This window comes from Segatella oulorum F0390 (assembly GCF_000224615.1).
In the GTDB taxonomy this organism is placed as follows: domain Bacteria; phylum Bacteroidota; class Bacteroidia; order Bacteroidales; family Bacteroidaceae; genus Prevotella; species Prevotella oulorum.
In genome coordinates this window covers 66367-89526 of the sequence record NZ_JH114215.1, presented here as the reverse complement: position 1 = coordinate 89526, position 23160 = coordinate 66367, and the positions used below count along the sequence as shown (strand labels likewise).

General features: G+C 48.4%; 23 protein-coding genes and 1 pseudogene. 9 read left to right on the top strand and 15 right to left on the bottom strand.

The annotated features are described in order from the left end of the window. Positions 1–357 (top strand): IS256 family transposase (locus HMPREF9431_RS00375; RefSeq protein WP_004379046.1); only part of this gene is annotated, 357 nt, incomplete at its 5' end. A gap of 358 nt (positions 358–715) precedes the next feature. On the opposite strand, the gene HMPREF9431_RS00370 is transcribed toward HMPREF9431_RS00375, so the two are convergent. Further along, entirely contained in the window at positions 716–1525 is an 810-nt protein-coding gene (locus HMPREF9431_RS00370) for a DUF5715 family protein (RefSeq protein ID WP_004379045.1), read from the bottom strand. Between the two features lie 102 nt (positions 1526–1627). Here HMPREF9431_RS00370 and HMPREF9431_RS00365 point away from each other — a divergent pair, with 102 nt between their 5' ends. The 6 genes from HMPREF9431_RS00365 to prfA are packed head-to-tail and all read left to right on the top strand — an operon-like array spanning position 1628 to position 7510. Next, positions 1628–2677 carry a PhoH family protein gene (locus HMPREF9431_RS00365; RefSeq protein WP_040560585.1) on the top strand — a complete coding sequence of 350 codons (1050 nt, stop codon included), beginning with the start codon at positions 1628–1630 and terminating at the stop codon, positions 2675–2677. 8 nt (positions 2678–2685) lie between these two features. Beyond that, positions 2686–3633: a phosphoribosylaminoimidazolesuccinocarboxamide synthase gene (locus HMPREF9431_RS00360; RefSeq protein ID WP_004379043.1), complete on the top strand. Its 948-nt coding sequence runs from the start codon at positions 2686–2688 to the stop codon at positions 3631–3633. Between the two features lie 29 nt (positions 3634–3662). Then, positions 3663–4397, top strand: a complete 735-nt coding sequence (gene ubiE / locus HMPREF9431_RS00355; RefSeq protein WP_004379042.1) for a bifunctional demethylmenaquinone methyltransferase/2-methoxy-6-polyprenyl-1,4-benzoquinol methylase UbiE — start codon at positions 3663–3665, stop codon at positions 4395–4397. Between the two features lie 16 nt (positions 4398–4413). Next, a complete protein-coding gene (locus HMPREF9431_RS00350; protein WP_004379041.1) occupies positions 4414–5157 on the top strand; it encodes a shikimate dehydrogenase family protein in 744 nt (247 codons plus the stop codon). 27 nt (positions 5158–5184) lie between these two features. Beyond that, positions 5185–6351 (top strand): AIR synthase related protein, encoded by a 1167-nt coding sequence (locus tag HMPREF9431_RS00345; protein WP_004379040.1) that lies wholly within the window; start codon positions 5185–5187, stop codon positions 6349–6351. 43 nt (positions 6352–6394) lie between these two features. Then, positions 6395–7510, top strand: coding sequence for a peptide chain release factor 1 (prfA, locus tag HMPREF9431_RS00340; protein ID WP_004379039.1), 1116 nt, complete (start codon positions 6395–6397; stop codon positions 7508–7510). Between the two features lie 625 nt (positions 7511–8135). On the opposite strand, the gene HMPREF9431_RS00335 is transcribed toward prfA, so the two are convergent. Then, positions 8136–8549 carry a hypothetical protein gene (locus tag HMPREF9431_RS00335; RefSeq protein WP_004379038.1) on the bottom strand — a complete coding sequence of 138 codons (414 nt, stop codon included), beginning with the start codon at positions 8547–8549 and terminating at the stop codon, positions 8136–8138. 230 nt (positions 8550–8779) lie between these two features. On the opposite strand from HMPREF9431_RS00335, the gene pyrF reads away from it, so the two are divergent. Then, on the top strand, positions 8780–9607 hold the full coding sequence (pyrF, locus tag HMPREF9431_RS00330; protein WP_004379037.1) for an orotidine-5'-phosphate decarboxylase: 828 nt from the start codon (positions 8780–8782) through the stop codon (positions 9605–9607). A 28-nt stretch (positions 9608–9635) separates the two neighbouring features. Here pyrF and HMPREF9431_RS11935 read toward each other — a convergent pair whose 3' ends face one another. From HMPREF9431_RS11935 to HMPREF9431_RS00315, 3 genes are read right to left on the bottom strand one after another with little or no spacing between them, the layout of a single operon-like run. Then, positions 9636–10064: a DUF2752 domain-containing protein gene (locus tag HMPREF9431_RS11935; protein WP_004379036.1), complete on the bottom strand. Its 429-nt coding sequence runs from the start codon at positions 10062–10064 to the stop codon at positions 9636–9638. Continuing rightward, positions 10027–10353, bottom strand: coding sequence for a TM2 domain-containing protein (locus HMPREF9431_RS00320; RefSeq protein WP_004379035.1), 327 nt, complete (start codon positions 10351–10353; stop codon positions 10027–10029). Before HMPREF9431_RS00320 ends, HMPREF9431_RS11935 begins: the two co-directional genes overlap by 38 nt. Before the next feature lie 29 nt (positions 10354–10382). After that, positions 10383–12524, bottom strand: a complete 2142-nt coding sequence (locus tag HMPREF9431_RS00315; protein WP_004379034.1) for a peptidylprolyl isomerase — start codon at positions 12522–12524, stop codon at positions 10383–10385. A 345-nt stretch (positions 12525–12869) separates the two neighbouring features. On the opposite strand from HMPREF9431_RS00315, the gene HMPREF9431_RS00305 reads away from it, so the two are divergent. After that, positions 12870–13055, top strand: coding sequence for a hypothetical protein (locus HMPREF9431_RS00305; protein ID WP_040560582.1), 186 nt, complete (start codon positions 12870–12872; stop codon positions 13053–13055). Here the strand turns inward: HMPREF9431_RS00305 and HMPREF9431_RS00300 are convergent. The 10 genes and pseudogenes from HMPREF9431_RS00300 to HMPREF9431_RS00265 form a co-directional block, all read right to left on the bottom strand. Continuing rightward, positions 13022–13884 (bottom strand): annotated as a pseudogene (locus HMPREF9431_RS00300) (DUF6261 family protein). The gene HMPREF9431_RS00305 and the pseudogene HMPREF9431_RS00300 sit on opposite strands and share 34 nt — an antisense overlap. Before the next feature lie 188 nt (positions 13885–14072). Next, positions 14073–14321: a hypothetical protein gene (locus HMPREF9431_RS12025; RefSeq protein WP_081463294.1), complete on the bottom strand. Its 249-nt coding sequence runs from the start codon at positions 14319–14321 to the stop codon at positions 14073–14075. After that, positions 14318–14503 carry a hypothetical protein gene (locus tag HMPREF9431_RS12020; protein WP_196794572.1) on the bottom strand — a complete coding sequence of 62 codons (186 nt, stop codon included), beginning with the start codon at positions 14501–14503 and terminating at the stop codon, positions 14318–14320. The genes HMPREF9431_RS12025 and HMPREF9431_RS12020 overlap by 4 nt, the downstream gene beginning before the upstream one ends. A 106-nt stretch (positions 14504–14609) precedes the next feature. After that, positions 14610–16280 (bottom strand): hypothetical protein, encoded by a 1671-nt coding sequence (locus HMPREF9431_RS00290; RefSeq protein WP_004379029.1) that lies wholly within the window; start codon positions 16278–16280, stop codon positions 14610–14612. Positions 16281–16302: 22 nt separating this feature from the next. Next, complete coding sequence (locus HMPREF9431_RS00285) at positions 16303–19137, bottom strand: fimbrillin family protein (protein WP_004379028.1); 2835 nt, start codon at positions 19135–19137, stop codon at positions 16303–16305. Positions 19138–19181: 44 nt separating this feature from the next. Then, positions 19182–19388 carry a hypothetical protein gene (locus tag HMPREF9431_RS00280; RefSeq protein WP_004379027.1) on the bottom strand — a complete coding sequence of 69 codons (207 nt, stop codon included), beginning with the start codon at positions 19386–19388 and terminating at the stop codon, positions 19182–19184. A gap of 410 nt (positions 19389–19798) precedes the next feature. Further along, positions 19799–20914 (bottom strand): tRNA 2-thiouridine(34) synthase MnmA, encoded by a 1116-nt coding sequence (mnmA, locus tag HMPREF9431_RS00275; protein ID WP_004379026.1) that lies wholly within the window; start codon positions 20912–20914, stop codon positions 19799–19801. After that, entirely contained in the window at positions 20886–21818 is a 933-nt protein-coding gene (locus HMPREF9431_RS00270) for a YitT family protein (RefSeq protein WP_004379025.1), read from the bottom strand. Before HMPREF9431_RS00270 ends, mnmA begins: the two co-directional genes overlap by 29 nt. A 1-nt stretch (position 21819) precedes the next feature. Then, positions 21820–21969 carry a hypothetical protein gene (locus tag HMPREF9431_RS13100; RefSeq protein WP_004379024.1) on the bottom strand — a complete coding sequence of 50 codons (150 nt, stop codon included), beginning with the start codon at positions 21967–21969 and terminating at the stop codon, positions 21820–21822. A gap of 21 nt (positions 21970–21990) precedes the next feature. Then, positions 21991–22638: a DUF308 domain-containing protein gene (locus tag HMPREF9431_RS00265; protein ID WP_004379023.1), complete on the bottom strand. Its 648-nt coding sequence runs from the start codon at positions 22636–22638 to the stop codon at positions 21991–21993. Positions 22639–23160: the final 522 nt, after the last annotated feature.

The window sequence follows — 23160 nt, the reverse complement described above, 5'->3', positions numbered from 1 at the left end:
AATGAAGTATTCACCTTGGAGAACAAAGAGCGCAAATCTTTGCAAGGTTATGAACATTTTATTACTTTTGTAAACCGATGGGAAAAGAAATACCCCGTGTTACGCAAATATAAAGCCGAGCGTAATATTGCTTATTTCACCTATATGGACTTCCCTGTAGAAGTACAGAGATGCATTTATACGACGAATTGGATTGAGCGGCTCAACAGAAAGTATAAAAGAACCATCAAGATGAGAGCTGCAATGCCGTCAAGTCAATCGGTTTTATTTCTATTGGCATCTGTTGCAATGGAAGAAACACAGACGACATATCGAAGGAAAGTCTATCAATGGAGATGCTGGAAAAAGAGTGAATAATTTTGAACAAAATGGAAGATATGGGAAATTATGGTTACACACTTTTTAGGACAATACCTGCGATGGGCGATATATAGGCGTTTTTACTCTATGAGGGTTTGTATTTCAATTGCAAATAATAAGCATTATCTAAACGCTTGTTTTTATTAGAAAATGACTTATATCTGGGATTTGATGTCAAAATATGTCGTATTAAAAATGATTTCTCTTATATAGATTGGGAGATAAAAGTTTTACTGAACAGCAATAACTCAAAAATAACCTCCAACGTCATCTCTTGGCCAAAAATATTCATTCTTCTAAGAGTATATAAGTGAAAATTGAGAGGATGGTAGGTCTTGCAGAGGTCTCGGATTGTTTATCTTACGGTGAGGTGAAAACAACCTTGATGCACTTCGTATTTAATATGACAGCGATTTCGCAGGCGTAGGTCGTTAAGCACCTCACTAAGAACCCATTTTAAGGTGTCGTTGCGCACCTTTCGTCGTGGTTCTTGGGTTGTCTCCACCGTTTTATAACGGTTGTAACACACATCAACGGTTGTGCCATAAAGATGGCAACTGTTTTGTGTTGCATTGCGGTTGTGGTTGCGAAGTTTTTGTACATCCTCTTTCGAACGCATTACGCTTGTGACAATAATCTTGTGCAGTGGGATTCCCTTTATTTGTAACGAATCGAAAAAGTTGCGCCCAATGTCTTGTAGCAATATGGCTGCACGTGGTACTAAATAAGGAATGCTCGATTTCAAATTGTCCACATAATAATAAGGATTGCTCCCAATATAGGTTAGTTCACCTTTGCGATGCTCAGCCTCTTGACGGTTTTGCACAGGGCGAACACCATATTTTTGTGCAGAAATGAGCTGGACATCATTTTGATCGGGGAAGGCCTTTCCAAAATTAGGTACACTATAGATGCGGTTTTTTACCAAGCGACCATCTGCATGAAAGAATTTAGGATAAGCCAAAACAACTTGTACAGTTTGTGTGTCAGCTGCTTGCCCGTTAAAGGATTGCAAGGCAGAATCATCTTGAATATCAATCGTCTCTGGATGTGTTGTTCCTGAAACTTGCTGCTTAGCAGTGTGGGGCGCGGCACAACGCATAATTCCCAGCAATAGAATGACAAATCCTGCTCCCAACAGAAATCTGTTTTTTGAAATCTTCATGCCTACGAAAAGGTTGTTTTTTCGATAGACAAAGGTAGACTAAATATTTGGTACTCTCAAAAAAATAACATAAATTTGCAGCTAAATTTTAGTAGCTACACATTGATCGAGAAGCATATTGTTTTAGAGGATATTGACCCCGTTGTTTTCTATGGCGTTAATAACAGTCATCTACAAATGATAAAATCACTGTTTCCCAAACTGCGCATTGTTGCACGCGATAATGTTATTCGTGTTTTGGGTGATGAGGATGAGATGGCTAAGTTTGAAGAATGCGTGGAAAGTATGCAACGCCATGTGCTCAAATATAATGCGTTTACCGACGAAGATATTTTAGACATCATTAAGGGACGAAAGACAAAGAACGATGCTGTGAAAGGTGTGTTGGTTTATAGTATTTCGGGGCGTCCCATTAAAAGCAAATCTGAAAATCAACAAAAATTGGTTGAGGCTTATGAGCATTGCGATATGGTATTTGCTGTTGGTCCTGCAGGAACGGGAAAGACTTATTTGAGCATTGCGTTGGCTGTGCGTGCACTAAAAGATAAAGTTGTCAAGCGGATTATCTTGAGTCGCCCGGCAGTAGAAGCAGGAGAAAAGTTAGGTTTTTTACCGGGCGACATGAAAGATAAAATCGATCCCTATCTGCAACCCCTCTATGATGCGTTGGAAGACATGATACCCGCCGTGAAGTTGCAAGATATGATGGAGAAGCATATCATTCAAATCGCGCCGTTAGCTTTTATGCGAGGGCGTACCTTGAGCGATGCTGTGGTGATCTTAGACGAAGCTCAGAACACCACTCCACAACAAATCAGAATGTTTCTTACGCGCATGGGATGGAATACGAAGATGATTATCACGGGAGACATGACGCAGATAGACTTGCCGCGTGAGCAGCGTAGTGGTTTGAAAGAGGCACTCCACATTCTGCATGACACCGAAGGGATTGGAGTGGTAAATCTTGATAAGAAAGACATTGTGCGTCACAAGCTCGTTACGCGTATCGTCGATGCCTATGCTGCATACGACAAACAAGTGCAGGTTGCAGCTGAAAAAGCCAGCTCTAAAAGTAAGTCAGGAAAGGAAAAAGGCAACGATGACGAACATTATACAACGTTTATAGACCATATAGATAACGACATAAATTGATCATCAAGATGAAAGCATTAACAACAACTGATTTCCATTTCAATGGACAGAAGAGTGTGTATCACGGGAAGGTGCGCGATGTTTACAACATTAACGACGACCTCATGGTAATGGTGGCAACCGATAGAATATCGGCTTTCGATGTGGTGTTGCCCAAAGGAATTCCTTTTAAAGGACAAGTGCTCAACCAAATTGCGGCGAAGTTTTTAGATGCCACAGCTGACATCTGCCCCAACTGGAAACTTGCTACGCCCGACCCTATGGTCACAGTGGGTTTGAAGTGCGAGGGCTTCCGTGTGGAGATGATTATCCGTTCTATCCTTACAGGTAGTGCTTGGCGTGCCTATCAAGAAGGATGTCGTGACCTTTGTGGCGTGAAATTGCCAGATGGAATGCGTGAAAATCAGCGTTTCCCTGAGCCTATTGTAACACCAACGACCAAGGCTGACGAGGGACATGACCTCAATATCTCGAAAGAAGAGATTATTCGTCAGGGGCTTGTAAGCAAGGAAGATTACGAGGTTATCGAAGACTATACCCGTCGTCTTTTCAAGCGGGGGCAAGAGATTGCTGCTAAGCAGGGATTGATTTTAGTCGACACAAAGTATGAGTTTGGTAAACGTGATGGGAAAATCTATCTTATCGACGAGATTCATACGCCCGACTCCAGTCGCTATTTCTATGCAGAAGGCTACGAAGAAAAGTTCAAAGCGGGTCAGCCGCAACGGCAACTTTCAAAAGAGTTTGTGCGCCAGTGGCTCATTGAACATCACTTTATGAATGAGCCAGGACAAAAGATGCCCGAGATTACCGATGAATATGCAAACAGTGTGAGCGAGCGCTATATAGAGCTCTACGAACATATCACGGGTGAAAAATTTGATAGAACAACCGAAGAAGGCGACATTGCTACGCGCATAGAACAGCATGTGACCGCCTATTTGCAGTCGCGTTAACTTTGTTTGCGTGTAGAAATATTCCGCGAATGTATAAGCAAGAAGAGATAAAACCCTACGGAAAGGATGCCGAAAAAGGAAAGTTGGTGGAAGAGATGTTTGATAACATCGCTCCCACCTACGACACCTTAAATCATCGTTTGTCGTGGGATATAGACCGAGGATGGCGAAAAAAGGCCATCCAAAAGCTGCAACCTTTCGCCCCTCAATGTATGTTAGACATCGCAACAGGTACGGGCGACTTTGCTATTTTGGCAGCAAAGATGCTCCATCCGCAACAGTTATGGGCGGTGGATATCAGCGAAGGGATGATGAAGATTGGTGCAGAGAAAGTGGCAAGCGAAGGGCTTGGAAACATCATTCAGTTTAAAAAGGAAGACTGCACGCAACTTACTTTCCCCGATAACCATTTCGATGCCGTTACCGCAGCGTTCGGTATTCGCAACTTTCAAGACTTAGATAAAGGGTTGAGCGAGATGTGTCGTGTGCTTAAAACGGGAGGACATTTATGTATTATCGAATTAACGCAGCCCATATCCTTCCCCATGAAGCAGCTTTTTGCGATTTATTCGCACACGTTTTTGCCACTCTATGGCAAACTGGTTTCGAAAGATTCCAGTGCATATAGCTATCTCACACACACCATAGAGGCTTTCCCACAGGCCGAAAGAATGGTGGATATTCTAAAGAAATCGGGCTTTCAAGCGGTATCTTTCAAGCGTTTAACGGCCGGAGTCTGCACACTTTATTTAGCAACAAAATAATTCTTCGCCTATTTTAATGGAAACATTTGGACTCATAGGCTATCCCTTGGGACACTCGTTCTCGATAAGTTTCTTCAATGAGAAGTTTGCTAACGAAGGTATTGATGCACAATATTGCAATTTCCAAATCGAGAATATCGCGTCGTTACCCGAGGTCTTGGCGCAAAATCCCACGTTGAAGGGGCTTAATGTAACGCTGCCTTACAAGGAGGCCGTCATCAGTTTCTTGGATGATATAACGCCAGAAGCGCGTGCCATTGGTGCTGTGAATGTTATTCGCGTGGAGCATAAAGGTGGTAAAACGCTGTTGAAAGGTTTCAATAGCGATGTGATTGGTTTTACAAAGAGCATAGAACCCATGCTCGAGCGTTTCCACAAAAAAGCCCTCATCTTGGGTACAGGCGGATCGGCCAAGGCCATTCATTATGGCTTAAGGTCGTTGGGCTTAGAGACCTTGTTTGTGAGCAGAACGGCCAAGGCAGATGCCATCACGTATGATGAGGTGACGCCAGAGCTCATTCGCGACTATCATGTAGTGGTCAACTGCACCCCCTGCGGCATGTATCCCAAAGCCGATGCGTGTCCACCACTTCCTTATGACGCTATGGGCAGCCATCATTTGCTTTACGATTTAATCTATAATCCCGACGAGACGCGCTTCATGCAGAAAGGCATTGAGCGTGGCGCCTTGGTGAAGAATGGCTTAGAAATGCTGCTTCTGCAAGCTTTTGAGAGCTGGAACTTTTGGCATCAACAATAACCCCATCCCCTTTAAACAACATTATCAATGGACAATCGTTACATGCAACGCGGTGTCAGTGCTGCGAAAGAAGATGTGCACAACGCCATTAAGCACATCGATAAAGGAATTTTCCCACAAGCTTTTTGCAAAATTCTGCCCGATATTCTGGGCAACGACCCAGCCTATTGCAACATCATGCACGCCGACGGGGCGGGCACCAAGTCATCGCTGGCCTATTTATATTGGAAGGAGACGGGAGACTTGAGTGTTTGGAAAGGGATTGCGCAAGACGCCATCGTGATGAATACCGACGATTTGCTCTGCGTCGGAGCCGTAGACAATATCTTGGTTTCGAGCACCATCGGCCGTAACAAATTGCTTGTTCCGGGCGAAGTCATTTCGGCAATCATCAATGGCACCGAGGAACTCTTGGCCGAACTGCGTGCTATGGGCATCGGCATCACGCTTACCGGTGGCGAGACGGCCGATGTGGGCGACTTGGTACGCACCATCATTGTCGACTCGACCGTCACATGCCGCATGCGTCGTGCCGATGTGATTGACAACCGAAACATCCGGCCGGGCGATGTTATCGTGGGATTGAGTTCCACGGGGCAAGCCACCTATGAGCACCGCTACAACGGAGGTATGGGCAGCAATGGGCTTACGAGTGCCCGCCATGATATGTTTGCCAAGTATTTGGCCGAGAAATATCCCGAGAGTTTCGATCACAACGTGCCCGAAGCATTGGTTTATAGCGGACAATATGCACTCACCGACAGTGTGCCCGGCACTTCGCTCAACGCAGCTCAACTGGTGCTTTCGCCCACGCGCACCTATGCCCCCATCATCAAACGCATGTTAGACGCGCAACGCCAAAACATCCACGGCATGGTGCATTGCACGGGAGGCGCACAAACGAAGGTGCTCCATTTCGTGGGCCAAGGCTGCCATGTCGTCAAAGACAACCTCTTCGCGCTTCCGCCTTTGTTCCAAGCCATTCAAAAGAGTTCGGGCACTGCATGGCGCGAAATGTATCAGGTGTTCAACATGGGACATCGCATGGAACTTTATGTTACGCCCCAGGTCGCCGACGAACTCATCAGCATCAGCCGCAGTTTCAAGGTCGATGCGCAGATTGTTGGCCGCGTGGAAGCCGGCGAAAAGCGTCTCACGATTGTTTCGCCCTACGGAACATTCGAGTATCAATAGACACAAAACAAAGATTTATAACAGAGATAAAAGGTAAAAAGATATGCCCGATAACAACAACATACTTCAGAAATTAGATGGGTTGGAGAGCCGCTTCGAAGAGGTGAGCACGCTCATCACCGACCCCGATGTGATAGCCGACCAACGGCGCTACGTGAAACTCACCAAGGAATGGAAGGATTTAGGCGACATCATGAATGCGCGCAAACGCTACATCGCCTGCCTCAATGCTATCCGAGAGGCCAAGGATATTTTGGCCAACGAAAGCGACAACGACATCAAGGACATGGCACGCGAAGAGCTGGCCGAAAACGAAGCGCTGCAACCTCAATTAGAAGAAGAGATAAAGTTGCTGCTGGTGCCGAAAGACCCCGAGGATGCAAAGAATGTGCAAATGGAAATTCGCGCCGGAACAGGTGGCGACGAAGCGGCGCTCTTTGCCGGCGATTTGTTCAACATGTACAAGCGCTATTGCGACACCAAAGGCTGGACACTCAGCGTGACCGACGTTTCCGAGGGAGCCGTGGGAGGCTATAAAGAGATTGATTTTGCCATCAGTGGTGCCGATGTCTATGGCACGATGAAATATGAAAGTGGCGTGCATCGCGTGCAGCGCGTGCCCGTTACCGAGTCGAATGGACGCATGCAAACCAGCGCTGCCACAGTGGCTGTGTTGCCCGAAGCCGACAAATTCGAAGTCAACATCAACGAAGGCGACATCAAATGGGACACCTTCCGCTCGAGCGGCGCCGGCGGACAGAACGTGAACAAGGTAGAGTCGGGTGTGCGGTTGCGCTATCCCTGGCGAAATCCCAACACGGGCGAGGTGGAAGAGATACTCATTGAATGTACCGAAACGCGCGACCAGCCCAAAAACAAAGAGCGCGCGCTGAGCCGTCTCTACACCTTTATTCACGACCGTGAGCACCAAAAATATGTAGACGACATTGCCAACCGACGCAAAAGCCTTGTGTCTACGGGCGACCGTTCGGCCAAAATCCGCACCTACAACTTTCCGCAAGGGCGCGTCACCGACCATCGCATCGGCTATACCACCCACGACTTGCAAGGTTTTCTCAACGGCGACATTCAAGACATGATCGATGCGCTCACCGTGGCCGAGAACGCTGAAAAACTAAAGGAGACGGAGCTATCCTGAACCTTCATTCTTAACGTTCCCGAGTCGAAACGCGTTAGATGCGGTGTCTTTAATCTGTTTCAGAGAAAAAACACGTTAGTTACAGCGTATCTAATCTGTTTCAAAGAAAAAACATGTTAGTTACAGCGTATCTAATCTGTTTCAAAGAAAAAACACGTTAGTTACAGCGTATCTAATTTGTTTCAGAGAAAAAACATGTTAGTTACAGCGTATCTAATCCGTTTCAAAGAAAAAACGCGTTAGTTACAGCGTATCTAATCCGTTTCAAAGAAAAAACGCGTTAGTTACAGCGTATCTAATCCGTTTCAAAGAAAAAACGCGTTAGTCCCCGGGGGAATTTTCAATTTCCAAACAAAAACACGTTAGTCCCCGGGGGGATTTTCAATTTTTAAACGAAAACACGTTAGTCCCCGGGGGATTTTTCAATTTTCAAACAAAAACGCATTAGTCCCCGGGGGGATTTTCAATTTTCGAGCGGGGAACAACCATTCGCTCCCCCGTACAGCATAGGCCTGAGACCTGCGTTGCCATCCGCTTTGGAGAAGCGCAGTCGCCGCAGAAGAAAAACAAAAAAGCGCCGTGTTCATTGGCGAACACGGCGCTTTGATGATGTTATGAATGGCCGTTATTGGTTGACAAACAGCACGCGCTTGTTCAAATTGTCGAGCTTCTCTTTCGTCTTGGCAATCTTCTTCTCATAACATTGCAGTTTCTTTTGGCTCTTTTCCAATTTCTTGTTGGCCTTTTTCGCGGCCTTAAGCTGCTTAATCGTCTCCTTAGCATCTTTCACCGTGTTCGAGGCATTCGAGGTGTTGAAAGCTGCGGTCGCTGCATTTGCCTCGGCGTTGAGCTTGTCCACCTCTTCATTCAACTTGCTGTAATTGGCTTTCTCCTTTTCATAAGATAGCTGCAATTTATTCAACTTTGTCGTCAGTTTCAACGCTTCTTTTTGCGCCGTCAATGTGTCTACAACTGAATTTTGTGCGCAGCCCGCGATACCCAAAAGTATCGTCATGGCCACAAATAATAACTTTTTCATACGTTCTAATGCTATTTAAATACAATCTAATTCGCGGCACAAAGATAAGGAAAGATTGAATAGCTTGCAAAGGAATTGGCATTTTTTTTAATCGCGCGTAGCGTTATCGTTGATGTAGCGCAATTTTGCCGCAACCCATCGAGAATTTGGGGTGCCTGTAGCAGGATAGTGCGGACAGAATTTCGCTCGTTCGCTTTTTCTTATTACCTTTGAGCAAAACTCTTAAGCGTATGAACAAGCAAGAACTTATTTCTCAGATTTTTCAGAAGAAGTCGTTTCTCTGTGTCGGTTTGGATACCGATGTGGAGAAGATTCCCGCACATTTGCAGGCGTCTGACGACCCTATCTTCGAATTCAACAAGGCCATCATCGATGCAACGGCACCTTTTTGTGTGGCCTACAAACCCAACTTGGCTTTTTATGAGTGCTACGGGCTCAAGGGATTGCAGGCCTTTGAACGCACCATCGACTATCTGAAGGAGCACTGTCCGCACCATTTCGTCATCGCCGATGCCAAGCGCGGCGACATCGGCAATACCAGTGCGCGCTATGCCAAAACGTTTTTCGAAACCTATGCCGTAGATGCGCTGACCGTGGCACCCTATATGGGCGAAGACAGCGTGAAACCTTTCTTGGGTTATCCTGGAAAGTGGGTGATTGTGTTGGCGCTCACCAGCAATCCGGGCAGCAAGGATTTTCAATTTGCGCCGCTCACCACGGGGCAGCGTTTGTTTGAGAAAGTGTTGGAAACCAGTCAGGCGTGGAGCTCGGATGAGCATCTGATGTATGTCGTGGGGGCCACGCAAGGCAAACTGTTCGAAGACATTCGCCGTATTGTTCCCCATCATTTTCTGTTGGTTCCCGGTGTAGGTGCGCAAGGTGGAAGTCTGCAAGAGGTGTGCAAATATGGCATGACGAAAGATTGCGGTCTGTTGGTCAACTCCTCGCGTGGCATTCTTTACGCCGGCACCGGTCACGATTTTGCCGAAGCGGCTGCGGCGGCTGCCCAGAAGTTGCAGCAAGAGATGGCGCAGGCATTAGCGCTTGTGCAACGTTAATGCCCATTGCTTTTGTGTGGCTCGCCCTTCAATTCCAAACGAAATGGGTGAGCCACACGAAGGCTTCAAACATGAAGAATACTATCAAGACGGTCTTATGCATGAAAAACAATCGGAACCGTAGGTAGTTTCGCAGCACAAAACGGGTGTTGAAGCAGGCATCACTAAGGAGTGAAAACGTGTAGACCATCATCGCCGGAACGATGAAGAGCAGATTGAGGTTGCTTTTCAGTGCTGCAAGCGCATGTCCTTGTGCGAGCAAAAGCATGCCGCGTGTGGTGCCGCATGCCGGACAAGGGAGCGAGGTGATGAGCCGAAACGGGCACACCACCACATGAAAATGGCCTATCGCTTGTGCGATAAGCCATAAAAAAGCTGCGCAATACAGCATGAAGAGTATGCGCAACTCTTGTTTGATATTAAGCCAATGCAAGGAGCTTTTGGAAATTCTTTTCACGAACAGCGCCCATGATTAAGAACCAATCGATGATGCTCCAAATGCCTAATCCACCACAGGTGAGGAGTTTAGCAACGCCCAATCCTGTGTCGCCAATGTAGAAACGGTCAATTCCTAAACCGCCACCTAAAAGCGAGATGATGAGAGTTATGGTGGGATCTTTAAAGCCTGCCATGGCGAGGGCAGCTTGTTTGTCTTCGCTCATGCTCTCAAGAATGGTTTTTACATCGGCAAAGCGCTCCTCGGGGAAGTACTTTCCGTAGGTCGATAATAATAAATTTGAATCCATATTACTTATAATTTAAATGTGAGTTATCATTAAAAGAACAGATAACGGTTGTCTACCACGTTGGCGTTGAGATAGAGTTCGTTCATAAAGTTGCCTGCGTTCTGCAATGCCTGTTGACGCAGTTTCTGCTCCATGACATTGTCGTTAAACTTGCCTGGGCGCATTACTTTGTTTGTTACTTGGAACACGTAAACAGCGGCATTGCCTTGCACAGGTTGTGTTGTGAATTTGCCTTTGGCCGTAGCATAAACGGCACCGCTCAAGGCTGGCTCGCTCACTCCTAACGCTGTAACGAAGACCGGTGCAGCGAAAGTGATTTGGTTGATGTCCATCACCTGACCACCTTTTGCCTTAGCCGCAGCAATGCTGTTCACACCTTGCAACTTTTGTTTGAGCATGTCGGCCTTCTTGTCCTTCAACACCTCGGCGCGCACCACGTCTTTCACTTGCGCGTCGTCTAAACTGCGATAGCCCACAGGATTGATTTTCGTGAGCACTGCAATGAGCAAGTGGTCGTTGTCGCCGCATTCAAACATTTGTGAAGCATCGCCTTGTTTGGCTTCGAAGAGCCATTTCAGGGCGTCACGTGTGCCGTGGATGTTAGCCAAATAGTGAGTCGATGTGGTGATGTCGCGTGCCTCTTGCACCCGATAGCCGCTCTTTGCCGCATTCTTCAACAGGTCGTCGGCCTTTGCGTTGGCACTCACGAATGCAGAGAACTTGTTGAAAGCCGCACTATAAGTGGCCTTCGAAAACTCAATCTGTTTTTTGATAACGGCTGCGGTATATTTCTCTGTCATGCCTTTGCGTGTGAGCACCTGCACGATGATGTTGCCTTGTGGTCGGGCGATGTTCTTAATTTGGTTCACCCCCATGGTGTTGAGCGCCATGAGATAGTCGCGCGTGTCGTTGTCCATCGACGGCGCAGCTTGATATTGCTGACTGGTCAACCAAGTCTTTTGCCCCGTTTGTCCGTATTTCTTCGCAATGACTTCGAAGTCGGCACCAGCCGAAAGCGCGGTGTAGATAGAGTCAGCCGTCTTGCGTGCCGCGTCAATGTTGGCACCGCCCACTTGAATTTGGCGGTATTCAATGGAGTCGGGCAGTTGCTGTTTCGCCAGCAAACGCACGAGGTTGAGCGTGTTGTCCATTTTATTCTCGGTTACAGCCGTGGTCTGTCCGACCGACATGGAATCGAGCTTCGCCGCGATATCGGCAGGATAAGCCGCCTTGGTGAGAGGCAATCCCAAGTAGTTCACCAACGAAGCACTCTTGCGCACCACGTTGGCTGGGTCTTCAGCCGTAGCCAAATCGTGGGCATAGCCTGCAAATTCCTTTTGCAAAGCAGCACGGTCGGCCTGCGAAGGAGTCACCTGAATGTCGATATATTTGATGTCGCGACTTTCCACATATTGGCGGAAACGGGGCTTCAGCTTGTTGTATTTTTCTTTCAAATCGCTGTCGCTGATCTTCACCTTGTCGTCTTGAATGGTGTTATAGGGGAAGGCAGCCAGCTGAATTTGGCTCTCCTGGTTTTCCTCGTTGAACGCCATCTTCGCTGCCACAGGGTTCGACAAGATGCAATGTGCCAGCAGTGCCTGATATTTCTGTGCCAACAGTTGCTGGCGCAGGGTCTTTTCAATGAATGTCCAATATTTGTAGATGGTTTCATATTGTTGTGCCATCTGCGGATTGGCATTGCGTTGCGTGTCATATTCGGCCAAGAACTTCTGCAGCGCATTGGCATCGAAACGGCCGGTCTGTTGGTTCACAAACGGAGTCTGCATCAGCATGGGGTTGGTGCCTTGTTTCAGCACATTTTGCATCTCTTCATCGGTGACGCGCAAGCCCAATTTCTTTGCTTCGTTCTCCACAATCTTGGTTTGGATATAGGTGTTCCAAACCATGTCTTTCACTTGGTTTAGCTGTTGATCGTTCAACGCGTCGGTTCCCTGTTGCATTTTGATGACATCGGTATATTCATCAACTAATTTTTGGAAATCGTTCACATTGATTTTTTCACCTAAAACTTCGCCGATTTGCTGGCGTTCGTTGTTGCGAGACGACTCGCACGAACGGAATGCTTCTTCGGCAATGAAGGAAAACAAGCCCAAACCGATGATTCCCATCAGCAAGGCACCTTTACTTCTGATTTTTCCTAATGCTGCCATTTTAATTTATTCTTTTTTTAGTTATTTTTCTTTGTACGCTGTTCAAATTGGCTACAAAAATAGTAATAAAAATATTATTTCGGCCATCTTTCGTCAAAAAACATGCCCGCGCCACTTCATCTATCATTGATTTTCGCGGAATTTGCGCTTGTTTGCGTTGTTAACCAGTAGCTATTGGCCCGTAAAAGCGCCTGTTTTTGTGTTTGGCGCACAAGCGGAAGTAAGGCGGAACATCACACGCTTTAAGCCCGTCACAAACACACCACAACCCAGCGTGCACAAAAAAAATCGGGGGCGGAAATGCATCGCGCACTCCCGCCCCTATTCTTTGAAATAAAAAAGTGTGTGTATCGTTATGATTTCGGCATCACCGTGGATGACATCATTTGTTTTAAAACAAATTATTCTTTGGGCGCCACCGTGGATGACGCCATTTGTTTTGAAACAAGTTATGATTTCGGTGTCACCGTGGATGACGCCATTTGTTTTGAAACAAGTTATGATTTCGGTGTCACCGTGGCATCGCCCTGACCTTTTCCGCCCGGCTTGTCTTTACCGTCACCCGGCTTTGCAGCATCACCGCCCGGCTTCTTGCCATCGGGCTTATTCCCACCGTCACCGGGCTTCTTTTCGCCATCCGACGGCTTCTTGCCACCCTTCTTTTTTTCGGCAACACCTCGTGTTTATAGCGGTCGATGTGCTCATTGAGGAACTTGGCTAACGCGTCGTAATCAGTGGTGCCCGAGACCATCGCCAATGCATTGACGAACTTCACGAGGTGGCGATAGGCGGCATCGGTAGCTAAACGTGCCTGGCGGAGTTCGCCGGCGGCAACGGCCGATTGTGCCGTGGTGCGGTCGACGATGAACTGCTCCACCTTGGCGTTGGCCTCCTTCAACGGCGCAACGAACAGCGTGAGCCCGAGCTTCGTCACCTGCGCAGCATACTTTGTTTCAAGGTCGGCAATGAAATTGTGCAGCAGCCCCGTCTCGCGGTCCAACTGCATCGCAGGGTCAATGCGATAATCCACCAAACATTGTTGCAGTTCTTTCGTAGCCTGCGCCACATCGGCCACGGGCGCATCTGTCAATCCCTTAATTGATTTGCGCAACCCGCGAAAAATGTTGTCGCGCTTGTCGTCGGCCGCCTTGATGTCGTCGGTGATGAGGCTCTTTTGCGAAATCACCAAACAGCGATCCTCCTCCTTCACCGCGGCCGCCAACGCCTCGATAGCCTTTTTCGCCGCAGCATTTGTGCTCAGCGCCGTCTCCGTCGCGAAACGGTCGCTCGCCACCTTCATAAACTCATAGTGCGCGCCATTGTTGATGCCCACTAAATCAACTTTTTGGATATCAACCATCATGAAATGCCTTTAATGTATTAAATAAAAAAAATTGTTCTTTGTTCGTTGTTATTTTTGCGTTTCAATGCTTGCAGCGTTACTTGAAAGCATTGTTTTTCACGTTTTATCATCGCCGTGCAGCGCGGGAACAATATTTTTGCCATTTTATCGTCACCGCGCGGCGCGGAAACAATATCTTTGCCATTTTATCGTCGCCGTGCAGCGCGGAAACAATATCTTTGCCGTTTTATCGTCACCGCGCGGCGCGGAAACAATATCTTTGCCATTTTATCGTCACCGCGCGGCGCGGAAACAATATTTTCGCGTTTTATCGTCACCGCGCGGCGCGGGAACAATATTTTTGCCGTTTTATCGTCACCGCGTGGCGCGGGAACAATATTTTCGCGTTTCAGTGCTTGCAGCATTACTGCGAGCATTAAAATTTTTGTTTTCATCTCTGCAGAATGGCGGCACGTGTTGGAATGGTAGGGGCGGTGCCTATGTGCCCGCCCGAACGTCCGCGCAGCGGCGTTTTTATACCAAAAATACACGCATTGTGTGCGGGGGAGGAACGATGGATGCGCCCTTGCAGGGCGACACGGGCGGGCACATAGGCACCGCCCCTACCCATCTTCATCATACATCTTTTTGCATCATTCCATTAAACGACATCATCCATCCACGTGCAATCCGCCCATGATCAACGGCCACATCGGCCGCGTTCCAGCAATACCATTCATTGTTTAGAAATGGATGAAAGGGACAACAGGGTGGTTGTTATGACTCTCGGAAGAAATAGAAATTCCGTTATTTTCAATATCTAAATAATAAGTTAAACCGAAACCATCATACGCTGTGCTACTTTCGCGAAGTGGGTATCCACTTAATGCCGTTCCGCCAACAGGTGTAAACACCTTTTCCATGACACTCTTATTCCAAGACACAAAACTGCTACCATAGATTGTCCACGTAGGAACCATGTCTGCAATATCCACTTTTCCTAACTCTTTCAGTGCCAAACGCCATTCGCCCAAAGCTGGCAGATACCATTTGCCAACATTCGTTGTTGCAACACCGGGATCATAGTGTGCCGCCTGATAGAAGCCCTGATAAGAGGGAGCATTCGGGATAAACCCACCACCTATAGCAGTTGCTTTGACATCGCCATTGGGAGTGCTCTCGCTGTTCCATGTGTAATAATAGCCGTTCATATCATTTACAGCATCTGCGAAAGAGAACTTTTGCTTATTAAAATTCATCGGTGTATCACCTGTGTCTACGACATTCAGTGCCATGGCCGTGCCCTCCTCGCTATTTGTCTTCTCTTTCACCACAGCTGCAATCGGTGTGCGCGATCCCTTCTCGGCCAATGCGCCGCAACTGCCGTCTTCAAAGAGATAGAGGGCGGGGGTGGGTTTGAGCTTGAGGTTGATGGTGTAGGTGCCATTTTCTTTGAGCACAGTGTTGTGATCGAAGCGACAATTAACGGTTTTGCTCACCGTCTTGCCATAGATGGTGCCTGAGATCCTTAAATTTATGTCTTCCCAAGGATTTTTCAGCCAACTAAGATATTTGTAGTCACTCAAAAACTCGTTGGCTAATGGATAGGTGACCGATGCCTGCGTGGGCGTTGAAGGCATGGTGTAGGTGTCGGAAACAAGACCCCCCATTGCAGTGCCAGGACCTTGAAATCCGGTTGGAATTCTGAGGTAAGTATAATGACTACTGGCTGACCAAAATTCCATCACTAACTGTACATTGGTGAGCTGATTAGTGTAGCCGGTTATTCGAAAACGAGCACGTGCCTCGCGGTGATACATCAGGAAGACAATCTGTTGCTCGTCGCCCGAAAGGGTGATCGGGGCTGTTGCACCAATCATTTCTTTCTTGACGTTGATCCCCCAAAAGGGCATATTTCCGGTTCCATAAGTCGGATCTAAGTAGACGCCGTCCGTGCAGCAAACAAACTTGTAGGTGCCGGCCTCCAACTCTAAGCGTGAGCCGGCATCGGGGGTGAAAACGCCACCCACCACGTTGCCCGATAGCTTCTTGTTGGGGCCGATGAGCATTTGGTTGGTGTTGGCATCGTAGGCGTAGATGTTGTAGTGCCCGTCGCTCACCACGGTGGCGCGCGTCTTGGGAGCGGGGGTGCCTTGACTGATGGAGACTTCGGCTTCGAGGCCGTCGCCCAAATCAACCGTGCCCGCGGGAATGGATTGTTCCATTCCGCCCGCACGTGTCTGGGTGGTTGTCTCAACATCGAATGGCTCTTCGTTGATGACTATTTTCAGCTTGTCGCCTCCCACTTCGATGAGTTGCTTGCTGGTGGTGATGTTGTCTTCGCTGGTGCATGCCGTCAGCACAGCCAACAGCAACAGGGCGAAGAGGCCTTTGTTTTGTTTTATGTTCATCATTGTTCTTTCTGCTTTTGTGTTGTTAAATATCAATATCGCCGGCATCGAGGTCTTCGTTGTTGCTCCAGTCTTCCTCGGTCGAGCCCGGCAGTTTCGGCGTCACCCTCGTTTTGGGTTCGGCTACGGGGTGGACGGAGAACCCGTTCGCCCGATAGTCGCCGCCCTGCGGGTACACGTCCCACAGGCTGAAGCCCAGGTGGCAACCGTAGTTCGTGTTGCGCAGGACTGCCGACCAATAGTAGCCGTAGTCGCCCACGAAGCGCAGCGAACCGTCGCCGCCGTAGCCGCGATAACCCGAAGCGGGGAAATATACGGCGGCATCGGGAGAAGTGATTTTGTTGTTGAAGTTCCACCCGTAGTCCCAAGCACCTCTTACATTCATTGGCCCATAATTCTGACCATTCGTCGTGAAACCGGTGAAGGCGTTAGAGGCGGGCATGTGGAAACCTGCGGGGCAGGGATCGTAGATAGTCTTGACCACGGCGTTGTCGTTATAACCTGTAGTGGTGTTGTCCATCGACCAGAGGTTGTAGTAAGAGTAACCTGTTGGAGGATTATTATACCAACTTGGCCCACTATTGTAGAAATTCTCGGGATGCCGGATGCCGTTCTGAATGGACATGTTGTTACCGCCATTTGGTGTGAAAGAGCCGTCGCTCACGGTCTGTACGCCCGGCATGGCATCCTTGCGGCCGAACTGGTAGAGGGTAGTGCTACCCTGTCGCACATTGCCCGGCTTCTGTGTAATGGTGAGAACAGCCTCTGTACGCGTTGCAGGAGAAATCTGTCCCTTTGTTTGTCTGACTTTCACCTTGATGCTGCGGGGCAAGGTATAGGTGGTTCCTGTCCAAGCGGTGTATTTCATGCCGAGTGGCTCTTGAGTGAAATCATATCGTTTGTTCTGATAGTTCCAGCAAGCAGTGGTGTTGAGCGCATCGTCGTGAGTAAACCACAAATGCCACGACCAAACGACTATGCCATTCTTCATCACAGCGATGACGGCGTTGCCATTTTTAATGGTTGCGGCAGGCACTTCGAACTGCACGAAGGCATTGTTGCCACTGCCCGTCACGGCAAGGTTGGTTACAAGTCCGCTTTCGTCTGCCCAAACCAATTTCGCCCCATTCGGTGCATTGACACCTCCATTGGTTTGTGTAATCCAAGGGTCGGTGATGTCCTGGTTGTTGTGATCCTTAAAGTGCGTCAGAATAAAAGTCCCGGTATTACTGGTTTGGTAGGCACTTTCATTCTTACCACCGTTCTTGATGGCGTTGCCATAAACCAGAGGAATTTTATAATAGCCCGGGTGGGAAATGATATAACAGTTGGCCGTATTGCGCAAAGTAGTATTACCCTTGATGTCGTGTGTCGACAGGTCGTAATAGTCTGATGCATCGCCCTGTGGATTCTGTTTTAAAGCGGCATTCATCGCTGCCAATTTGTTTGTGCTTGCAGCCTCGGGCACCAAGTTGGCTACACCCGTCTCGCCTGCTGAGGTTATGCTGCCATTGCCATTGGGCGCGGTCAGTCCCGTAAACCAACTTGGCAGTGGCTCGGTCATCGAGAAAGTGCCATCGCCGTTGGTGTCATAGCCCACCACTTCCCAAGGCACAGCTTGTTTGGTGTGACTCACCGGGTCTTCGCGATAGCTTTCTATCTTGTAATTGCCCGTTGCAGTGGCATTATATTCTGCTGGGGCAGGTGGCGTGACGGTCAGTTCATACTGCCATGTCGACGTATTCTGCGACAGCGCATAGGTCTTCGTCGTGCCGGGCTTCCATGTACCCGAGAGGTTGGCGGTGATGGCGGGAGTTGGGGCATTGTCAAAATAAACTTTCACCTGCACGCCCGTAAGCGTTTGCGGAATCATATAGAACACATAGTTGTCGCCGGGCTTGCCCACGATGATGTTGTTTACTGCCTCGGATGTGCTTACGCTCACACCGTCAAGTGTAAACGTTGCAGGCGCAGAGAGCGAGGAAGCATCCCATGCACCGGTGTGGTTTTTGTCGGTAGGCAGGGTGTATTTGCCTTTGCTCTTTGCTCCAACGATTTCTACCTTGGTGATGTGCTTGCTGTAAGAAAGGTTTTGTCCCACTTTGAAGCGCACCGCGGTCAAGGCGTGGCGGAAAGTAAGGTCGGTGCGCGGTGCCGTGGCACTCATCGTGCCAATATCGGTGTGCACGTTGCCCGAGCAGGCCGTCATCAAATCTTTTTGGTTGGTGACATTCGGCTCTACCTCGAAATCCACATAGGGCGTGCCTGTGTGGCTTGCCGGCGAGAGCTTTATCTTGTTGTTGTCGGGCTTCGGGTAAACCGCATAGAAGCAACCGTGATTCTTCAGCCAATCCCAATAGATGGGGGTAACAAGGTTGCCGTCCTTCTTCGTATCCTTGTCGTAGAACCAAGGCTCGAGGCTTGTGTCCGACGAACCATAGAGCGCCGTGGTTGAGAAGTTGCCCATGTTGGGCAGGGTTGTGATGTCGGCACGCGTTTGCACCGTAGCTTCAAGCTGAGAGGGCACACCCGGGAGTGTGGTTTCTATCAAACAAAGTCCCGCACCGGCTTTGCCTTGCACGGGCAGTTTCTGCATTGTGAGGTCTTCGGGAGCAAGGTCTTGCAATGCTAATTGGTTGGCAAAGGCTGCGCGCGTCATCGGTTGTGCGGCCTTGGCCGCAGCTTGCGCCTCGTCTTGCTTTTCCGAAACATTAAAAGCGACGAGCGCCTTGCCGTTGTTGTCATTCGAATCAATATCTTTGTCGGAACAAGCAAACAGTGCAAGGCCGACCGTAAAACTTGCGGCAGCGAATGGAAGGACGTGCCGCAGTCTGTTGTTATAGAAATATTTTCTTGTCATTGATTACCTTTTTAAATTGTTATCTACTTTGGTGGGACAAGGGTTTAGTCCTCTTCTTCCCATCCACCGCCCCAGCGTTTGGCACCCGAGATCTCGGTATCTTCATTATCTTCGCTGGGGTTTTCAATCGTGACGTGGCCATTATTTCCACCTCCAGGTTGCACCTTAGGTCCACTTTCGCCCAACAAATAGTGCTCGGTCGCGATAGGAATGACCGTGCATGTGGGCACTTCATACAATCTCTTCTTCATTGTTACTTGAATTTATTATGATTTTGAGTTAGTGCAATGCATAACTTTTGAGCGTAAACGGCTCGATTTTTTCCACGAAAAAGGGCATGCAAAAAGTTTATAAAAAACTTCTTGCACACCCTTTGTTTATAAGACTTTTTATTGTATATTGCGCGCGCGTCGCGCGTACCTTTATATTGGTCTCGCTCCTGTGTGTGTGTGTGTGTGTGTGTGTGTGTGTGTTACACAATTATTTGAATTGACCAAATAAAAAGGCATAAAAAACCATGCAAAAGTGAAATTCTTTTGCGCCGGAATTGCTACCTGGAATTGTTGCTTTGTCATATTCAAAACTTGCATCTTAACGGCTGCAAAGTTAGTTACTTTTTGTGAAACAACAACCTTGCTGACGATTTTTTTTATCATTAAGATTATAATGTAATCTCGCCCGAGCCGAAACAGCGGTGGTGACGCTCGTCGTAGATGACGCAGAATTGGCCGGGGGCTACACCGTGAATCTTTGCATCGGCATGGAGGATGAAGGAGCCTTCGCCCGTGGGTTCTAACCGTGCCGGCAGATAGTCGGGTGTGTGGCGTATTTTGAAACGTATGCGAGCGGGCAATGTGGGCTGCGCCATGCCTTCGGGACAATAGGTGGTGGCATGGAAATCGTGCACCCTGAACTGCTGCTGATAGGCTGTTTCGGGATCGTAGCCGTGGCTGACGTAGAGGGTGTTTTGCTCCATATCTTTCTTCACCACGAACCATGGTCCACCACCCAAGCCTAAACCTTTGCGCTGACCAATGGTGTGAAACCACAGCCCACGATGCCGCCCAATTCGTTGGTGGGTTTCCCACTCCACAATGTCACCAGGCGCTTCGCCAAGATAGCGCTCAATGTATTCGTTGTAATTGATGTTGCCGAGGAAGCAGATGCCTTGGCTATCCTTGCGGCGCGCGTTGATGAGATGTTCGCGTTCGGCCACTTCGCGCACTTCGTCTTTCACGAAATGCCCGATGGGAAAGACGGCTTTTTGCAGCTGCCAACTATAAATTTGCGCGAGGAAATCGGTTTGATCTTTCACTGGGTCGGGACTTGTTGTGAGCCATTTGCAGCCGTCGATCCATTCGGTTTGCGCATAATGTCCCGTGGCGATGAAGGCATAATCGTGACCCATTTTCTCGTCGAAAGCGCCAAATTTGATGAGCCTATTGCACATCACGTCAGGATTGGGTGTGTAGCCGGCGCGCACCTTTTCCATGGTGTAGCGCGTCACTTGGTTCCAATATTCGCAGTGGCAATCCACAATCTCAAGCTTGCAGCCATAGCGTTGGGCCACGGCTGTCGCCATCTCCACATCCTCTTCGCTGTTGCAATTCCATTCGCTTTGCTCCTCGGGACCAATCTTGATGTAGAAGCAATCGGGCTTCACACCATGGCTCACCAACTCGTGGAGCACCACACTGCTGTCGACACCGCCTGAGAGGAGCAGTGCAACGGGCTGCGCAGCGAGTGCGTTATAATCGATTTTCGATGTATGCGTCATTGTTTCCTGCTTGTTTGTTGATGCGTTTCCGCCCCACTTTCATGCGGTCGAAACCTAAACCATAAACGCCCGAAACGGCACTCTGGCTGACGAATGCTTGTGGGTCGACATGTTCGATGATGCTAAAAATGTTGTGGCTTTCGTTCTGTTTGGCAATGATGAAGAGCATGCCCACGCGCTTGCCCGAATAGAAACCTCGTGCATCGATGATGGTGCAACCACGGTCGGCCTCGTTGTTCACCAAGCGCCCAATCTCTTCATACTTGTCGGAAATGACAAAAAACTGCACCGACCGGCGCAAACCATTCACCACCTTGTCGACCGTGTAGGACAGCACCACGAGCACAATGTAGCCATAGATGACTTTCTCCCAGCTATGGGTGACGAAATAGCTCGACGTGATGACGCACAAATCGCAAGCCAGAATGATGTGGCCTAAAGAGATGTCGCGATATTTGTTGATCATGGCCGCAATGACATCGCTGCCGCCCGTGCTGCCGTTGTGCAACAAACTCAGAGCCGAGCCAATGCCCATGAGCAAACCACCCACGACGCAAGCCAAGAACGGATCGTTTTGAAAAAATATCTTCTCGCCAATCAACGCCTGCCAAAACGTGGTGAAAAGCGTCAGACAACCCACGCCATAAATGGTTTTCAAACAGAATTTAAACCCCAGCGTCTTCAACGATGCAGCCAGCAATAAAATATTGATGGCCACGTAGGTGTATTGCACGGGAATGTTAAAGCCCCAATAAACTACCGACGAGATGCCCGGCAAACCGCCGATGGTGATGTGATTGGGCAAGAGAAACACCACCCATCCCAAACTGCCGATGACCATGGCTAAGGCTATGGAGAGATAGTCTTTGAGCTCGTGCATGACGTGTTTATTCTCGTGTTTCATTCTAATTTTCGATTAAACCTTTGGTGAGCATGTCATAATAGAGCGCCTCTAATTCACCTTGCGACAACTGCTCAACAGCGTGCTCAATGCTGCGAATTAGTTCCTCGCGGCGTGCTTCGCCTGTAGCATTGAAATGTGAAAAATCAACCATTGTTTTCTATGCGCTGCGGTGTTATGCTTCGTCGTCCTCGTGCTTCTCCTCGAGCAAAGTCTGTTCGGGAGCTGTAGCTTCATCGGTTTGACGAGCAGCCATGGCCCTGCGACAACGATAAATCTTCAATCCATCAATCAATTCAATCACCCCATGGAGCAACAAGCACCATCCCACGATGAAAAAGGGCGACGAAGCCACGGCCGACGGATAGGCGATGGCCACCACACCAATGATGAGAAGAATGGATGGCATGAGCCAATAAAACAGTCCCACCTTAACCACCTTGGCGATGGCAGCAAGGTTGGCATACTGATTGATGGAACCGATGATGAGCAATGCGGCCAAAATAAACACCAAGGTCGTGATGAATGTGTCGGGCAGCAAAGCCAACACAGCTCCCAAAATGATGCTACCCACGGCCACGAAAGGGGTGAGCTGAAGCGTGTTCGAAGTGCCGCTGGCCGACGTTTCCACCTCGTCGGAAACTTGTTGCGCAGCTGCCGATGCGGTGTAATAGCCCACCAAAGCGATGATGCCGGCAAGAAAAAACAACACGCCGATGGTGATGACAATCCAGCGCACAATCTCTTCGCGATATTCAATGAGCAACACGCCAATGGCTATGGCACAACTGGCGCGGAAAATAAAATTGCGTAAAAACTTCATATGCTTAAAATCTTTAGCCGCAAAGTTAGCAAAAATATGCCAACTGGCTGTGCCTGCCTCGCTTTTTCTTGTGCTGCACCAACGAAATTGACGGCAGACTCCGCCCCCTTCCCTGTGCTCAGCAGCAACACCATGGGCTAAAGAAAATAAAAACGCCTTGCTAACAACTTAGCAAACGATAAAATAATTTTTTGAGGCTTGCTAACAACTGAGCAAACGCCAAAATAATTTTTTGAGGCTTGCTAACAACTGAGCAAACGCCAAAATAATTTTTTGAGGCTTGCTAACAACTGAGCAAACGCCAAAATAATTTTTTGAGACTTGCTAACAACTGAGCAAACGCCAAAATAATTTTTTGAGCCTTGCTAACAACTGAGCAAACGCCAAAATATTTTTTTGAGGCTTGCTAACAACTGAGCAAACGCCAAAATAATTTTTTGAGGCTTGCTAACAACTGAGCAAACGCCAAAATAATTTTTTGAGACTTGCTCAACGTGAGCAAATGCCTAACGAAACTTTTTG

Bases quoted from the DNA above. Each gene is read 5' to 3' on its own strand.
- HMPREF9431_RS00265 (WP_004379023.1), bottom strand. From the start codon at position 22,638: ATGAAGTTTTTACGCAATTTTATTTTCCGCGCCAGTTGTGCCATAGCC.
- HMPREF9431_RS00270 (WP_004379025.1), bottom strand. From the start codon at position 21,818: ATGAAACACGAGAATAAACACGTCATGCACGAGCTCAAAGACTATCTC.
- mnmA (WP_004379026.1), bottom strand. From the start codon at position 20,914: ATGACGCATACATCGAAAATCGATTATAACGCACTCGCTGCGCAGCCC.
- HMPREF9431_RS00280 (WP_004379027.1), bottom strand. From the start codon at position 19,388: ATGAAGAAGAGATTGTATGAAGTGCCCACATGCACGGTCATTCCTATC.
- HMPREF9431_RS00350 (WP_004379041.1), top strand. From the start codon at position 4,414: ATGGAAACATTTGGACTCATAGGCTATCCCTTGGGACACTCGTTCTCG.
- HMPREF9431_RS12025 (WP_081463294.1), bottom strand. From the start codon at position 14,321: ATGAAAACAAAAATTTTAATGCTCGCAGTAATGCTGCAAGCACTGAAA.
- HMPREF9431_RS00315 (WP_004379034.1), bottom strand. From the start codon at position 12,524: ATGGCAGCATTAGGAAAAATCAGAAGTAAAGGTGCCTTGCTGATGGGA.
- HMPREF9431_RS00335 (WP_004379038.1), bottom strand. From the start codon at position 8,549: ATGAAAAAGTTATTATTTGTGGCCATGACGATACTTTTGGGTATCGCG.
- HMPREF9431_RS00285 (WP_004379028.1), bottom strand. From the start codon at position 19,137: ATGACAAGAAAATATTTCTATAACAACAGACTGCGGCACGTCCTTCCA.
- prfA (WP_004379039.1), top strand. From the start codon at position 6,395: ATGCCCGATAACAACAACATACTTCAGAAATTAGATGGGTTGGAGAGC.
- HMPREF9431_RS13100 (WP_004379024.1), bottom strand. From the start codon at position 21,969: ATGGTTGATTTTTCACATTTCAATGCTACAGGCGAAGCACGCCGCGAG.
- HMPREF9431_RS12020 (WP_196794572.1), bottom strand. From the start codon at position 14,503: ATGAAGATGGGTAGGGGCGGTGCCTATGTGCCCGCCCGTGTCGCCCTG.
- HMPREF9431_RS00320 (WP_004379035.1), bottom strand. From the start codon at position 10,353: ATGGATTCAAATTTATTATTATCGACCTACGGAAAGTACTTCCCCGAG.
- HMPREF9431_RS00290 (WP_004379029.1), bottom strand. From the start codon at position 16,280: ATGATGAACATAAAACAAAACAAAGGCCTCTTCGCCCTGTTGCTGTTG.
- pyrF (WP_004379037.1), top strand. From the start codon at position 8,780: ATGAACAAGCAAGAACTTATTTCTCAGATTTTTCAGAAGAAGTCGTTT.
- HMPREF9431_RS00345 (WP_004379040.1), top strand. From the start codon at position 5,185: ATGGACAATCGTTACATGCAACGCGGTGTCAGTGCTGCGAAAGAAGAT.
- HMPREF9431_RS00360 (WP_004379043.1), top strand. From the start codon at position 2,686: ATGAAAGCATTAACAACAACTGATTTCCATTTCAATGGACAGAAGAGT.
- ubiE (WP_004379042.1), top strand. From the start codon at position 3,663: ATGTATAAGCAAGAAGAGATAAAACCCTACGGAAAGGATGCCGAAAAA.
- HMPREF9431_RS00370 (WP_004379045.1), bottom strand. From the start codon at position 1,525: ATGAAGATTTCAAAAAACAGATTTCTGTTGGGAGCAGGATTTGTCATT.